The following is a 14,281-nucleotide window of genomic DNA, read 5'->3' as shown; positions in this document are numbered from 1 at the left end:
TAGAACTTGCTTCTGCTCCATAAACACTAGAATCCCAGGATACCCATGCTGCTGGTTCAATGATTTGCGCATAATCTGCAAATGAAACTATGTTCTCAGGAATATATGGTAAAAACGCCATTGTTGTTAAGATTAAAGCCATAAGTCCAGCTGTTTTTCTCTTTATTTCAAGTCTCTGTAAAATATTTTTCATTTTTTTCCTCTTAATTGCAGTCAAGACCACCCGTAAAACGGGTGGCTTGTGAAAAGGGTATAACCCTTTGATACTAGGCCAGCGTCTCAAGGCGCTGGCTTTCACTTCGTTCAAGCCACTATGCTTTTGACTCGTTGCCACCCCTGAAGGGGCCTTTGTAATACCGACTAACCCTTAAAAGGGTCCTCGTATTCTTTTACACTTAGTTTATCTTGTAAAATATCCGCTTTCTCCTGCTCCTTTATATATTTTCGGATGGTGTCCTCATTTAGTCCTACCGTGCTTACGTAGTATCCTTCCGACCAAAAATGTCGGTTTCCGAATTTATACTTTAGGTTTGCATGGCGATCAAACATCATAAGGGCGGATTTTCCTTTCAGATAACCCATAAAGCTAGATATGCTAATTTTAGGCGGAATACTTACCAGCATATGTACATGATCTGGCATTATATGGCCTTCTAAGATTTGTACTCCCTTATAATTGCATAGTTGCTTCAAAACATCTCTCAAATCTTCCTTGTATTGATTATAAATTACTTTTCGTCTATACTTAGGTGTGAAGACGATATGATATTTGCACATCCATTTCGTATGTGCCAGTTCATTGGCTTTCTTCGCCAATGAAATCACCTTTCCTTTCTTTAATAGTGGCTTGGACACCTCTATTATAATCGGAAAGGTGATTTTTTGTATAACTTACTGACTCGCACCCGCATAGCGGGTGGTTTATTATTTCACATGGATTCATTTCTCTTAAAAAGAAACTCACCCATGTTCAACAGGCTAAAGCCCATAATAAAAAAGACTACCGATTATGATTAACCGATAGTCTTTGAAAGAAATTTTATTTAGTTGTTAAAAATATGGATTAGGGGTTCCCCATGTCTGAGACGCTCTTTCACTTGATTCATAGTCATAACCTAATGCGCCAATTGGAAACCTTACAAATCCATACCAAGGAGTAACATCATTGGGTTTCCTGGTCATTACCTTTCCATCAATCATCAGCTGGCCAAGCTCATTTACCTGATATCCATCTGGAGTAATGGTATTAGTGTAGAGGTATCCATATTCATTAAAACAATAAGCATATTTTAAACCATCTTGTTTACCATCAGGGGATACCATTAACCATTCCCATATACTTGTTGAAGACGAACGACTAGATCCATACCAGTAATTACTAATTCCATTTTCATTTAATGGTTTTGATGAATCTTGCTGCCATGAAGAATGTGAATATGGAACAGAATTAAAATACTCAATTTCAGCAAGTTCAGTTCCATAAGAGCATACATGACCAGTTGCATCAATAAATACACCATTTTCATCAGTTCTTGAACCTCCAGCAAATGAAGCATTTTTCATTAGATTACCATGTAAATCTTTAACATAAAATGTATAGGTATCTCTCTTAATTGCAGTTCCAGCATTAAGATAAAAATCCTTATTCTCCCACTCATTGGTTGTATATCCTGCCGGAAGCTTATCTGCAGTCCAGATGATTTCCGCAAATGCCGGTGTTGCCATGGTTACAGTAAGTACCGTCGATAATATTGCCCCGATTAATCTCTTTTTCATATCATTTCCTCCCTTTTTACCTAAACAATATATCAGCTACAACATGAGCCCATAATAGGTTATTATTGCTTTGTTGCCTCTTCAGAACCGCATCCATTTTACTTTCTACTTTCCAGCGATGTATTTGTTCTTCATAAAGATTCAACGCCTCTTTCATGGTATCTGCTCTTCCACATATCAATACATCCGCAAGATAATCCGTTGCCAATGGATATCGATATTTTTCAGGAATTATACTAATAATTTCAAGTTTTTCTTTAACAACACTATCCAACTGTTTTTTTAACTCATCACTCTTTTGAATTACCTTTTTGAGACTCCTATTTGTACTATAAAGTCCCCAAAATAAAGATAGGGGAAAATCAATTATACTTAATATAGCGAAATATCTCCAGGCTGGTACTATAAGTTCGTTCAAAAGTACAGCATCTGGATTTGGTGGTTCAATAGGGTATGCTAAGATTAGACGATATACCAATATTCCAAGCACTATGATAAGTATTATAAACATGCTAGGAAACCATCTAACGATAATCTGGCCTATTTTGTACCCTAAACTTTTCTGCCGCTTAATTCCATTTTCACAAGATTGATATTGTTGATTTAATTCTATAATTTTCTTGCACCAATATCCTGCTTCTTTTACTTTTTCTGTCGTAATATTCATACTCTATCCCCTTTGTTACATAATTGACATAATCATCAATACATGATATTCTAACAAAGGGTAACTGTTTCGGTAGTTTCCTAAATAATATTTTCTAAAATAACCATTCTCACTTGTCAGGCGGGGTGGTTATTTTTTATCTTTTTTCACTATACCATAATATGGAAATTTAATCAAACCTATCTATCCATATCCTTTTGAATGAAACATTCTCTTAACGTTAGCTCACGGTTACTTAAGTTATCTTTTCCTCCAATTAGCAAATTTCGATAAAACTTCTCCAAAAATTCATTGGTTTCCACTATCCCTTTTGCATATAAAGCATAATTAGCACGAACCAGAGCATTTCTGAAATAATGGCTACAATTCTTAAACATTGTATTATCGACTTGAAAGCCCATATTATTTAGATAACATTCCATAAATACGGCTGTCGTTCGTGTATTCCCCTCCATAAATGGATGCGCCTGCCAAATAGATGACGTAAAAGATGCTATTCTTTTTATGATCTGCTCTTGTGTGTATCCAGAATAACTCTTACTTTTCTCCACATTAAAATCATATTCAAGGGTATCTTCTAAAGCTGTGTAATTTGTATATTTTACAGTTGCACCATTAAGTATTGGCTCTTGCTTATAAATATTTACCAGCCTAAATTGTCCGGCATGATCATAGATATCTTTAAAAAGTTCCCGGTGAATAGCTTTTAAGGAAGCTATTTGAAGAGGATAGCCAGGGCTGTCCAGGATATGTGCTATCCTGGCTGCAACAAGATCTGCCTCTTTGTTTCTCCTCTCAATATCTTCCGGTGTTTCATCCTCATAACGCTTGTATAATAAGTCTTCTACTTCTTCATAAGATAATTCCCCTTCAATATTTGCCTCGGCCAACTCTGATAGGTATTGGGTTGGAGTTAAACCATCGACTTGCTGAAGCCCCTTAGCAGCATCCCAATATGATTTTTTTATACTCTTATCGGGGCTTTCACCATAAATCTTATATTTACTTTCTGCCATTTTCTATCCCCTCTCTATTTAATTTTGTTTTGATCTTTCTCAATATTCAACAATTCATTGTATCTTTCAAGTGTAATCAAAACAAGATCATCATGTCCATTACTGTGTAAAATTGCTTCTTCACCTTTATTCACTCGCTCTTTTATGCCCTTCAGCTTAGTTTGAAGGTCACGGCTTGTAACAACAAACATATTTACTTCCTTTCAGTTTTACACGTAATTTAATACGTATATATATACGTATATTATACTACTTTCTAAAAGGGAAATCAAGGACTAATGTATTAGGTTATTTTCTCTAAATTATCAACCAGATAAAGAACAATTTCAGAAGACATTTCCCAGATACTTTTCTGCTCATCCCCCTCATAATGGCCATTGCATACCCCAATATTCTTAACTTCTACATTAACAAGATCGGTAAGGCATTCCAGATCAACACGATATACTTTATTTCTAATGTAATTTTCTGGGGGTCTAGTAAAATTTTTACATGATTCATCATCGACAATCAACGCTTCTTTCTCAATCTCCCCCTGATTATATTGAAAAATATGACCGATTCGTTTATTTCCTGTCATTAATTCATACAAAGTTAATTCTTCAAAATTTTTAATTAAATGATCCGGATCTTGAACTATAAATTCATATGGTATTTCTTGATCCAATAAATCAAAGTGTATTTCTTTAATTTGATTTCCACATGCGTCACATTCTCCAACCATAAGCTCTGTATCTAATTTTTTCCAGTATTCTTCTGGAGTGTCTATTGTATCTCCATCATTATATAAACACTTTTGTTCATGGAACCTTTCATCCCTCTCCTCAGTCAAACAATACGTAATTAAATGTTTTTCGCAGTATGGGCATTTATAAATCACTTCGGTTGTTTTATGTAGGGAAATGGGAGAATGATCAATAACCAGTTTCTTATGAACTTCATATATATTCATCTTTATGCCCTTTCTATATCAAAGTTTCTTTTCTATCGGTTAAAACTTATTCGGTTTTCAATGTACATATATAATATTTTGATGTTTTATTGGCTACTTTAACAATCCGCAAACTTAGGTTTTTTATTTATTCTTTTAACCTTATGATCCGGTACGTCTATATACTCTCCAATGTTCAGTAATACACATACCATATGATTGTATGTTCCAACCACGATTCCATATTTATTTCCAGTTTCCGATAATACAGTTACCGGAATATTTTTGTTTTTATCTTTAGTCGTTAATTTCATTTTTTACCCCTATGAATTAAATAGCAGTCCCTCATCTTCCACACCATCCGGAATATTCATAAATCCATCTCCCACTGCACTGGAAGGTTCTGATCTGGAGGTTCCATCACCTGAAGCATTTTTGCTATCAGCAAATTCCTGGTCCTCTATAACAACATCTGTTGTATAAACTTTTACACCATCTTTATTTGTGTAACTTCCAGTTTGGATTCTTCCTGAGATAAGTACTCTCATACCCTGGCGAAAATACTTCCCCGCAAATTCTCCTGCTTTATCAAATGCAACGCAGTTGATAAAATCTGCCGTCTGTTCACTACCTTCCTGACTTCTACGTCCTCTTCGGTCAACGGCCAGACTGTACCTTGCTATTGCCATTGAACGCTCCCCCTGGGAATATCTGACTTCCGGATCACGGGTTAATCTTCCCATTAAAATCACTTTGTTCATTTCTTCCTCCCCTTTCCTTCCGTCCTTCAGGACAGAAGGAATCCTATTTTATTCACATATTATTCTGTATCTTTTATTAGTTTCTATATCTTCTGTTCTTCCCAATAAAAGGGTTCTATACCATATGCTAAGTATTGGAGTGAAAAGCTACTTTTTTCTGTTAGAAGAGAAAGGATTTCACTAAACTTTATCGCACATGGTTCTTCATCTTCCAGAGGATTTATAATTCCTTTTCCGACACTGGAATCTTTTGTTACGTTCACTTATAGAGATTCCAGTTTTCCCAACGAATTATTGCTATTGGTTTCTGCTCTCGCTTTTCCCTCCAAGAAATATTGATAACCACTTCATCATCTATTCGTTCCATTCTGACTAAAAAGCTGGATACATTGTTTTCAGCTTCCTGATGGGTTTCAAATGGTACTGGTACTGGAATTTCAAAACTAATATCTTTTCCATTTTTAATCCGATCAGAACATACCATAACTACTCTGTAGTATATTTTCATACTGTAACTACCTTTCCATCTTTGATCCATTGGCCATTTTCATTTACTGTGTAGCCATCTGATGTGGTTATATTTGTCAGTAGTTTTCCTTTTGTTCCATCTGAGACCGGATTAAAGTAGTACCAGAATCCATCTATGTTCTGCCAACCAGTAAGCATCTGGCCCTGGGTTCCGTCAGAGATAGCTTTTAAATAATAAATGTTTCCATCTTTTGCATCCGTGTACCAGCCGGTAACCATAAATCCTTCCTTATCAAACCGGAACCAGGAAGCCTTTTCCTGCTCTCCCGTTGCATAAGGATTACTAATATATGCCCATTCATCGGTATAGGTACGATTCGATGCAAAGATCCATTTTTCATTTCCCATCTGGGTCCAGGTTCCTGTTACTGCTCCGGATGGGCCTGCCGGTCCCTGGATATTTCCGCTACTGGTCACTCCTACGGATCGGCTTCCCCCACCGCCTCCGCCTCCGCCTCCGCCGCCTCCGCCTCCGGAAGAACCTCCACCGGAAGTCGTATTGTCAATCACCTTCACATTTAACTTGACATTCACTGGATCAGACAGCGTTCCATCGTTGCTTTCCGCATAAATCATAGCTGTAATGCTTCCTGTGTATGGAGATTTTCCAATTGCCTGGCTGATCCAGCCAGCGGTAATTTCCTGTTTCTCATTGATTACTACGGCCCTTACATTCCCCGCTGAATCTACAGAAAGAACTCCTGGATCAGAGGACCGCCACTGAACTCCCTTTTTTTCCCGATTCTCCGGATAAACGGAAGCAGAAAACTTTTTTGCTTCCAGCCCGGTCCAGGTGTAAACAGGATTACTTCTTCTTCCTGTTTTTGTCAGCACCAAATCAAAAGTCTCACGGTTCCGGTCAGCTTCCACACATTCTGCCTGGAAGAATAACTTCACCCTACAAGCTGCCGCTTTTTTTCCGTCTTTTGTGGCAGCTGTGATCTCCACAACCTTTTCAGCCTCATATGGTGCCTTTTTCATTGCTTCCCTGATCCAGGCTGCACCGTCCACCGGGGCTACATTTCCCTGTTCATCAACCGATACTGCTTCCGGGTCAGAGGAAGTCCATACCACGGTACGGTCATATGGTTTGTGTTCCGAAGATTCATTAAGATCCGGAAGAACCGTTGCGGAAAGTTTCTTCTTGTCAAATCCTTTCTTTCCTGCTATCTGAGAACTGATATCCCCTGTCATCTGATACCCCAGGGAATATGACAATTCTTCCTGATCCAAGACAATTCCTTCCGGAACTACTCTGGTCTGATCATTGGTCACAAAGTTGACAGTCACCTGACAAGCTGCGGAAGCTTTATTTCCCAGCTTGTCTTTTCCATTTACCGTGATTACTGCTTCCCGGCTTCCGCTTCCCGAAATCTTCGCATAAGGATCGTTGTTTTTGATTCCATTATCGGTTGCCATGATGTTATGTATCCATGCCGCATCCTTTAAAGCAGATACAGATGCATCCCGGTAAGCTTCCTGCTCCTGGGATACCACGATCACAGATGTATCCGAACTTGTCCAGGTCACTTCATCTCTGGAGAAGAAATCAGGGGTAAAGGTAGCCGTTAAAGACTGGGGAGCCGTTACCGTTATGGTTTCATTTGGTGCTTTCCGGTCCCCTGTGAGGGTCCTTGTAACCGTATAGGTAAGAGCCTGTTTATCAAGCATGGCACCTTCCGTTGCCACTAACGTATTATCAATGATCTGGAAGGTAACGTTGATCCGGCTGTTGGCCGTACAGGGTTTTCCTTCAAAGGACGTGGAAGGTCTGGTCTGTGCGGTCAAAACTGCTACTCCGCCATTCTGGTGCCCGGCTCCATAAATTGTATTAGGAATCTTGTACCGGTAATTTTCGTCCGCCTGTTTCTTTTCCGCTTCTTCTATAATGGATTGGAAAAAGGAAGCGGAAAGGTTGACGGAAATGCTGGCGGATTGTTCCGTATATCCGTCTGTCTCTTCGTCATTATTTCTCGCCAGAGTGATCAGCTGGGGGTCATCTATGCTCCATTTTACCCGGTTATCCGCCACGTCATTATTTGCATCAATCACTGCTTTGATATTGACTGGCTGCACTTGGGTTCCCTGTTCCAATACACCATTAATGTACCGGGCGATCAGCTTTCCGGTCCCGTTTTTGATCTCGGTCGTCTTTACGGGGTTCTTTCTGTCTCCGGTCCTCGTCTGGATAACGGAAAAGGTATAGTTTTCCGGAACAACGTTTATGGATACGGCCACTTTTTTATAATCTGCCGATACAGAAATATTTTCCTCTGGCATAAGAAAGCCATAGGTGCGGCTGCTGTCAGAATAAGTGGGACTCACCTTTTTCCCTTTTTCATTGACGTAGTAAGGAGTCCCCTCCATTTGATACTTTTCTGTATCCGTATTCTTTGCTGCTGTTGTTACCATTACAGAAGTTCCTGCAGCGATAGCTCCCCGGTTTTCTTTGTCAATTGGTTTGGAATACTGGGAGCTTCCTCTTACCTCTAAAGAAGCAATGTCATAAAAGTTCTGGCCATTTGCTACGGTATCAATCTGATTGACATTTAAAAGATATCCTCTCACTGGCCGGCCCACCGCATCAGGAGCAAAGTGATCTAATGTATAATCCCCTGTTTCTTCATCAAGAACGGTTAAGATACCCTTTTCTAATTCCTCATAAAAGTACTGATCAGATATGGTCTTTTTTGCCCCGCCCTGTACCAAGGTGTAATAAAGATCCCCGGTGTGCCAGTAACCAATGTGAGCATCATACGTGTAATCATTATCATCCTCGATCTCTGATCCGCACACGTTGGCACTGATCTTGCTTTCCGAATCTGCAAACAGGTACGCCACATCCTCCACAAAGTTATAGTTGGTTGCGGCTCCCTGTCTGGTTCCAATGAAGGTTCCTTCCCTTGCCATGGAACCAAGCTGAGAGTTTCCAATGGTTCCGGCAAAACGGGCCACTTTTAGCATTCCGGCCGCATACCTTCCGGTAACACCACCAATGGCCGTGGAATGATACCCTCCGATGGTTCCGCTGATATAGGTATTGAATATATCCGTGGAATTTTGATATCCAACAATTCCACCAACGTATCCTGTTCCCTGGATTCTTTCCGAACCGATACCGGTGGAAACTTGACAGTCTACGATAGTAGAATCAGAAGCAATCCCTGCGATTCCACCGACATAAATAACTTCACTTCCGTCTTTCGCATCAATCATGATTTTTTCACAGTCCGCATTTTCAATGACTGAATTACTGATTTCACCGGCGATACCTCCGGAAATGCCTGTGGAGCTGATGTTGGCGTTCTTTACGGTTATGTTGCGGATCTCACTGCTATCCGCATATCCTACCACCACGCCGGTCCGGTCATTTCCCTTAATCGTACCGTCCGGGATTATGGTCAGATCATGAATCTGAGCATTGGTTACGGCTCCGAATAATCCAACATTGTCATAGCCGTCAAACGAATTCAGTTTTAAGTTTTTAATGGTCTTTCCATTCCCATCAAAATGACCGTTAAAGGAATTTGGTACTTCACCGGCAATTTCAGAAGAATCCCGGTAAAAGCCAATGGGAATCCAGTTCACTCCCTGAAGGTCAATGTTTTCTCCCAGGGCAAAGTAGCACCCGGAATAATCACCGGCATATTTGGCCCCTTCTGCCTCCGGTACCAGCATTCCCATGGCGGTAAGTTCGGAAAGGCCCATAAGCTGTTCCCGGTTCTTGATCAGATAAGGTTTTTCCTTGGTTCCCTCTCCCTGGTTTCCGCTCAAAAACTCAAAGCTTGTTTTCCCTGACCAGGTGTCCCAGATATCACCAAGGGAACTGGCAGCCGTTAATTCAACCTTTTTTACTGTTACCAGGGAAGGCTGCACTATAATCTCCACAGGGGGCTTATTTGCCTGGGAACAAGTAGCTTTGTCAGGAGCATCCGATAATTCAGGAAAATTCTGATCTAAATCATCAACAATTGTTTCAGGCTCTTTTTCAGGCTTCTTCTCAATCTCTATATCCCTTTCTGCCTGGGAAGGAGTTCCCACCTGAGCCAGTACGGGTTCTCCTGCCAATAGAACATTATTGGCAAACACTTCTAATGTCGGTAAAGATGTCATTGTCAAGGCGGCACACAATGCGTATGCCGTCCCTTTCTTCATTTTCTTTCTCATTTTTCCTCCGAAAACCTGTTTCTTTCCTAAATTAACTTTGAGTTACTGCCATGACTGGTCGAATTCCAATACTGGTATCTGATATCTCCGTTGGCCGAATATTTCCATCCACCAGACTTACCACATAAATTCCTTGCCCATTTGTCTGAGGTGTTCTCAAGTAGTATCCCCTGGAATATGCAGAAAGCTGGGATTCTGGATTGTTCTCCTGACTTCCATTAAATTTCCATAGATAATCTTTGTATTTAATGGCCTCATCAACCGAAAGAATAAATACGCGATCCTGCATTTGCTGAAAACCACTGCGTTCTCCGTTTAAGCAATTCTCTGAAAACTGTTCATACGCTCCAATAGGTGTTACTCCTAAATATGAGTATGTCATCCCTATATAGGTCTGATGAACAAAATTGTCGTCATTCGCATTTTCAAGAAGCCAATCTCTAACTTTGGAATACTTATAATTGTTGCTATTACCAAACTCAAACTTTTTCGATGCTCCATTGATATCTGATCTTATGATGCTGTCACACAAGAATAAGGCCAGCTTTTGACTGTTTTCCATGGCATCCTCAAAATCATCATCTATGCAGCGAAACAAATATAGCTTGTCACCAATGCTCCTGATCCGTAGATCACCGATACTATAATGAACCGCTTCCGGTATCTCATCTGCTGGTTCCTGACACACACCGCAGATACCATCATGATCTGCATCTGCATGACCCTTTGCTGGTAATATGACGGTTTCCTCCTTCCCACACTTTTTACAGCAAACGGTCAAATGACCATTTTCCGTGCATGTAGCAGCGACTTCATCTATAATTTCATAATCATGGCTGCATGTGCTCTCCTCATACGTTTTCTCAAATCCAACCCTTAAAACCGTATAGGTATCATCAGAAATTATGAATCGTTCCATGGAAAGCTCCGATATATTTTTCACCATTGGAAACTTCTGTCCGATAACGGAAGCATTGGGGGGATACCCCTTTCCAATCAAATATACCTCTTTCCGGTCTGTTCCATCTGCCATAGAGACCAGGTTAAGGAGCCTTTCGTTTCCTTCCTTCTGGCTCCCAGTAATAATCTGTTGGTCCGCCGGTTCTTCTCCTGTAATGGATTTATCCGCTTGCCTAGCAATATCCAGCCAATAATTTAACCTTTCTTTACCTTCTGCATTTGGATCAGGTTCTTCCGGAAGATGATCGCCCTTACGATATTCAATGTAATATTTCTGGATTCCATTCCCATTTACTACAACACTCCATGGACTCGGCACCAGGGAATGATAATAGTATTGATCATTTCCGATGATTGTTTCCGGAAAATCAATGAACAGTTCCTTCCCTTCCTCTGTCTTTCCCTTTTGTCCTATAAAAATTTCTCTATCCGTTTTTCCCACTTCAATAAACTTCAATTCCCAATTAACTTTTTGGGCTTCAGAAGGGGTAGCTGGGGTTATTTTTTCATAATAAATCATCACGTTAATCCGGTCCGCAGCCAATCGAAAACTCTTCTTTTGTCCCTTACATATCCTATATCCGTCAATATGTTCCTGCATCAGCGGAATCGTTTCTCCTTTTTTCCCTGTGCCTGTCATGACCTGAAGAATGGTTCTGTCAGTTACATCCACATATTTCACCGTATATTTATATTCCTGTCCTGAAATGCCGGAGTTTTCACCTGCATTATTGTTTTCATCTAAATCTGCCTCCGCTGGTTTTGATGGCTGAGGTCTGGTGTCTGATTCTTTTTCCTTTTTTTCACTCGCAGAATGGTTCCTGCCACTATAGCTCTGCTTTCCACTCCCTGATCCGCCTCCTGATCCCTTCACAAAAGTAGATCTCCCAGTCGGTAAATTTTTGTTTATTCCCTCTGTTTGTATCCCCTTTCCCGATATTTCTATAATCTTATTGCTCTCCGTCCAGGCTCCGGTATCACCAACAACATACCCGTCGGGTGTCATATCACTCACATACATTGCGCCTTTCAAATACTTTACACCCGTTTGTTCTGCCAAATAATAGCAGCGTCCATTGATCCACTGCCAGCCGGTCAACATTTGACCTTTCATTCCGCTTAAGCCGGGATTTAAAAAATACCACCTTTCATCAACCCAGTGCCAACCTGTTGCCATAACACCATAATCGTTATAAAAAAACCAACTATCCCCATCCATTTTCCAGCCTTTTTCTTGCTGTCTTTCTCCCGCATTTACATCTAGAGAAACTGATAAACACATGATTATGAAAGTTAAAAAAAACAGACTGATTTTTCTATTGTTACTTCTGACTTTTCTCATATTTCTTTTCCTTTCTCTTTTTTTATGCCTGATCCTTTTTATTAAATAAAACAGCATTCCAAATATGCCGACAACAAAAAGAAGTGACAAAGTTACAACAACACTTTTCTGAAAAATGATCCAATTCCCCTCCCCTCCATTATTATTCGAGTTCTCTAAATCCACCTGCTGTTCACGAGCCGGACTCCACCCATCCGTCACTGAATGATACCCTTTATATACAGCTACACATTGATATCCCTGGCTCTTAGGAAATACCGCCTCCCCTCCATAGGTTACATAATAGTCAAAAACCTTCTTTTCTCCTGTAACTAAAGCCTCCCTGCAAATGTTGCCATTTTCATTAAAATAAGAATCCCCTTTCCAAACGGCATCCGTTATTCTATAATTTTCTGGCTCTACACCTATTTCTTCTAAAAGTTCCTGACTGCATTCTTTTAACTCCGGCTTCCTGCTGTTAAACGGAATTCTTTTTTCTCCTATTTCGTAATAGTCCGCTTCATAAGAATGAAATACAGCTGTAAATGAAAAATCTGATCTCCAGCGTTCCCCCCGTTGTTCTATATGGACAATGGGAAATTCCTTTTTTTGCTTTTCCCCCGTTATCTTATCTATTATCATTACCGGAACCATTTTGGGAATCTGTCCCTCCCACTCTACCTCTTCGTAACAAATTGTCCGCTCTGCCTTTTCCCTATGTTCCGATATCTGATACGGTTCCATTTTCCATGCTTTTAGCCAATACTCCGTTCCATTTTGGTCCGTGTATTTCTTATTTGGTGAATATCCTTCCACCTCCTCGGCTAAAAGTGATGTTTTTACTATCACCTCTTTTTCCGGTTGCCCTTGTGGCACATTATTAAATTCAGAAGCCCATACATCATCAAGAAATGTACTCGTGTACAAAACAATAATAATAGCTGATATGAAACCCAAAAACTTCTTTCCTGGAAGCAATAAACCTCCTCCTTTACATAATGTTTTTTTACTTTGTTTATAGGTAAGGGATTATTTTTAGAAAACAAAAGAACAAAAATAGTGAATATAGAGAATAGATCAATATTTGTAATAAGAGAATTAAATATAGCAATAATGACTCTTAAAATAAAAAATTTTATAGCAAAAAGCTGCCTTGGAAAAGGTAAATCTCTTTGAACAACAACCTCCTTCTATCAAGAAGGTTCCTTTTAATATAAAACACCCTCTAACAACACCATTTCTTTAGACAACAACATTCCTTTAAACCGTACACTGGGCCGCTTCTGCCGCTGCCATCACTTCCTGGTCCGTGGCGTTCTTTCTGCCGAGACGGATGTTTTCCATAATCCTGTTATTAAAAAGCACCACCTCCTGGAATATGTTTATAAAAATCACCAGGTATTAAAAAAGAAAAGGGGGCAAAGCAGACATAACTGACTGAAATACAGAATGATTTGATATACTGAAAACACTTAAATAACAATTTGACCTAAACTTTTAGTTCACGTTAAAATAACACAACATTAAATAAATGCATTAATATTAAAACAATTGGAAAAATAAGAAACATTACAACGATTAATAAGAATCACTTCAGATAATAGAATGAAACAAAATTTATTATATAAACTTGTAATAAGTATAAACCATCTTTCAAAAATAATCAACCTTTTCCATAAAACCAAAAAATGTCTCTAAAATCTTCTCCCATCATCTCCTCTCCATACAGCCATTCGCCAACTAAAAAAACTTACCAATACTCCCCTCCCCCAGCCCACACACATTGCAACCTCTCCCCAAAAAACACTCTTCTGCACAAAAAAATCATTTCATGCAATTGACACAGATCAATTTACATAAAATGATTTTCTTAAACTCTTACTATTTTTTTACAATTTACAAATCACTAGTATTCTGAACATTGTCTGCATATAATTATATTAGCAGATAATATCTGCAGGCAATCGTGCATGGGGCAGTTGATCTCTATTCTACATAGAATGGAGGGGTCGCTTATGAAGAATTTAGACTTTAAGGACTTAATGTCTTTTGGCATGTTCATCTTAGCACTGCTGACATTCATCATTATGATATGTCAATAAAGCAAAAAACCTCCCCTGTACTTTGGCCGGTCGGGAAGGTTTCTTAATATTT

At 39.4% G+C, this 14,281-nt stretch carries 11 protein-coding genes; all 11 read right to left on the bottom strand.

The window, feature by feature from the left end:
• Nucleotides 1–360 precede the first annotated feature (360 nt).
• The gene (gene tnpA, locus VIG27_RS02060) at nt 361–825 is read right to left on the bottom strand and encodes an IS200/IS605 family transposase (protein WP_394524837.1); all 465 of its coding nucleotides are present in this window, start codon (nt 823–825) and stop codon (nt 361–363) included.
• A 225-nt stretch (nt 826–1,050) separates the two neighbouring features.
• Nucleotides 1,051–1,776, bottom strand: a complete 726-nt coding sequence (locus tag VIG27_RS02055) for a hypothetical protein (protein WP_394524834.1) — start codon at nt 1,774–1,776, stop codon at nt 1,051–1,053.
• A gap of 16 nt (nt 1,777–1,792) precedes the next feature.
• On the bottom strand, nt 1,793–2,443 hold the full coding sequence (locus tag VIG27_RS02050; RefSeq protein WP_394524832.1) for a hypothetical protein: 651 nt from the start codon (nt 2,441–2,443) through the stop codon (nt 1,793–1,795).
• Between the two features lie 179 nt (nt 2,444–2,622).
• Complete coding sequence (locus VIG27_RS02045) at nt 2,623–3,459, bottom strand: Fic family protein (protein WP_394524831.1); 837 nt, start codon at nt 3,457–3,459, stop codon at nt 2,623–2,625.
• A gap of 14 nt (nt 3,460–3,473) precedes the next feature.
• Nucleotides 3,474–3,650 carry a type II toxin-antitoxin system Phd/YefM family antitoxin gene (locus VIG27_RS02040; RefSeq protein WP_394524830.1) on the bottom strand — a complete coding sequence of 59 codons (177 nt, stop codon included), beginning with the start codon at nt 3,648–3,650 and terminating at the stop codon, nt 3,474–3,476.
• A 92-nt stretch (nt 3,651–3,742) separates the two neighbouring features.
• Nucleotides 3,743–4,411, bottom strand: a complete 669-nt coding sequence (locus VIG27_RS02035; protein ID WP_394524828.1) for a hypothetical protein — start codon at nt 4,409–4,411, stop codon at nt 3,743–3,745.
• Nucleotides 4,412–4,509: 98 nt separating this feature from the next.
• Nucleotides 4,510–4,704: a hypothetical protein gene (locus tag VIG27_RS02030; RefSeq protein WP_394524827.1), complete on the bottom strand. Its 195-nt coding sequence runs from the start codon at nt 4,702–4,704 to the stop codon at nt 4,510–4,512.
• Nucleotides 4,705–4,713: 9 nt separating this feature from the next.
• Nucleotides 4,714–5,151: a single-stranded DNA-binding protein gene (locus tag VIG27_RS02025; RefSeq protein ID WP_394524826.1), complete on the bottom strand. Its 438-nt coding sequence runs from the start codon at nt 5,149–5,151 to the stop codon at nt 4,714–4,716.
• A gap of 259 nt (nt 5,152–5,410) precedes the next feature.
• Complete coding sequence (locus tag VIG27_RS02020) at nt 5,411–5,659, bottom strand: hypothetical protein (RefSeq protein WP_394524825.1); 249 nt, start codon at nt 5,657–5,659, stop codon at nt 5,411–5,413.
• Entirely contained in the window at nt 5,656–9,846 is a 4,191-nt protein-coding gene (locus tag VIG27_RS02015) for an N-acetylmuramoyl-L-alanine amidase family protein (protein ID WP_394524823.1), read from the bottom strand. The genes VIG27_RS02020 and VIG27_RS02015 overlap by 4 nt, the downstream gene beginning before the upstream one ends.
• Nucleotides 9,847–9,877: 31 nt before the next feature.
• Nucleotides 9,878–12,976: a DUF6273 domain-containing protein gene (locus VIG27_RS02010; protein ID WP_394524822.1), complete on the bottom strand. Its 3,099-nt coding sequence runs from the start codon at nt 12,974–12,976 to the stop codon at nt 9,878–9,880.
• Between the last annotated feature and the right edge of the window lie 1,305 nt (nt 12,977–14,281).

Origin of the sequence: Lacrimispora sinapis (genome assembly GCF_043633585.1) — a bacterium.
GTDB lineage: Bacteria > Bacillota > Clostridia > Lachnospirales > Lachnospiraceae > Lacrimispora > Lacrimispora sinapis.
The sequence above is the reverse complement of the archived record's forward strand: the minus strand, read 5'-3'. Positions and strand labels throughout refer to the sequence as shown.

Bases quoted from the DNA above. Each gene is read 5' to 3' on its own strand.
- VIG27_RS02030 (WP_394524827.1), bottom strand. From the start codon at position 4,704: ATGAAATTAACGACTAAAGATAAAAACAAAAATATTCCGGTAACTGTA.
- VIG27_RS02055 (WP_394524834.1), bottom strand. From the start codon at position 1,776: ATGAAAAAGAGATTAATCGGGGCAATATTATCGACGGTACTTACTGTA.
- VIG27_RS02045 (WP_394524831.1), bottom strand. From the start codon at position 3,459: ATGGCAGAAAGTAAATATAAGATTTATGGTGAAAGCCCCGATAAGAGT.
- VIG27_RS02050 (WP_394524832.1), bottom strand. From the start codon at position 2,443: ATGAATATTACGACAGAAAAAGTAAAAGAAGCAGGATATTGGTGCAAG.
- VIG27_RS02025 (WP_394524826.1), bottom strand. From the start codon at position 5,151: ATGAACAAAGTGATTTTAATGGGAAGATTAACCCGTGATCCGGAAGTC.
- VIG27_RS02035 (WP_394524828.1), bottom strand. From the start codon at position 4,411: ATGAATATATATGAAGTTCATAAGAAACTGGTTATTGATCATTCTCCC.
- VIG27_RS02020 (WP_394524825.1), bottom strand. From the start codon at position 5,659: ATGAAAATATACTACAGAGTAGTTATGGTATGTTCTGATCGGATTAAA.
- VIG27_RS02015 (WP_394524823.1), bottom strand. From the start codon at position 9,846: ATGAGAAAGAAAATGAAGAAAGGGACGGCATACGCATTGTGTGCCGCC.
- VIG27_RS02040 (WP_394524830.1), bottom strand. From the start codon at position 3,650: ATGTTTGTTGTTACAAGCCGTGACCTTCAAACTAAGCTGAAGGGCATA.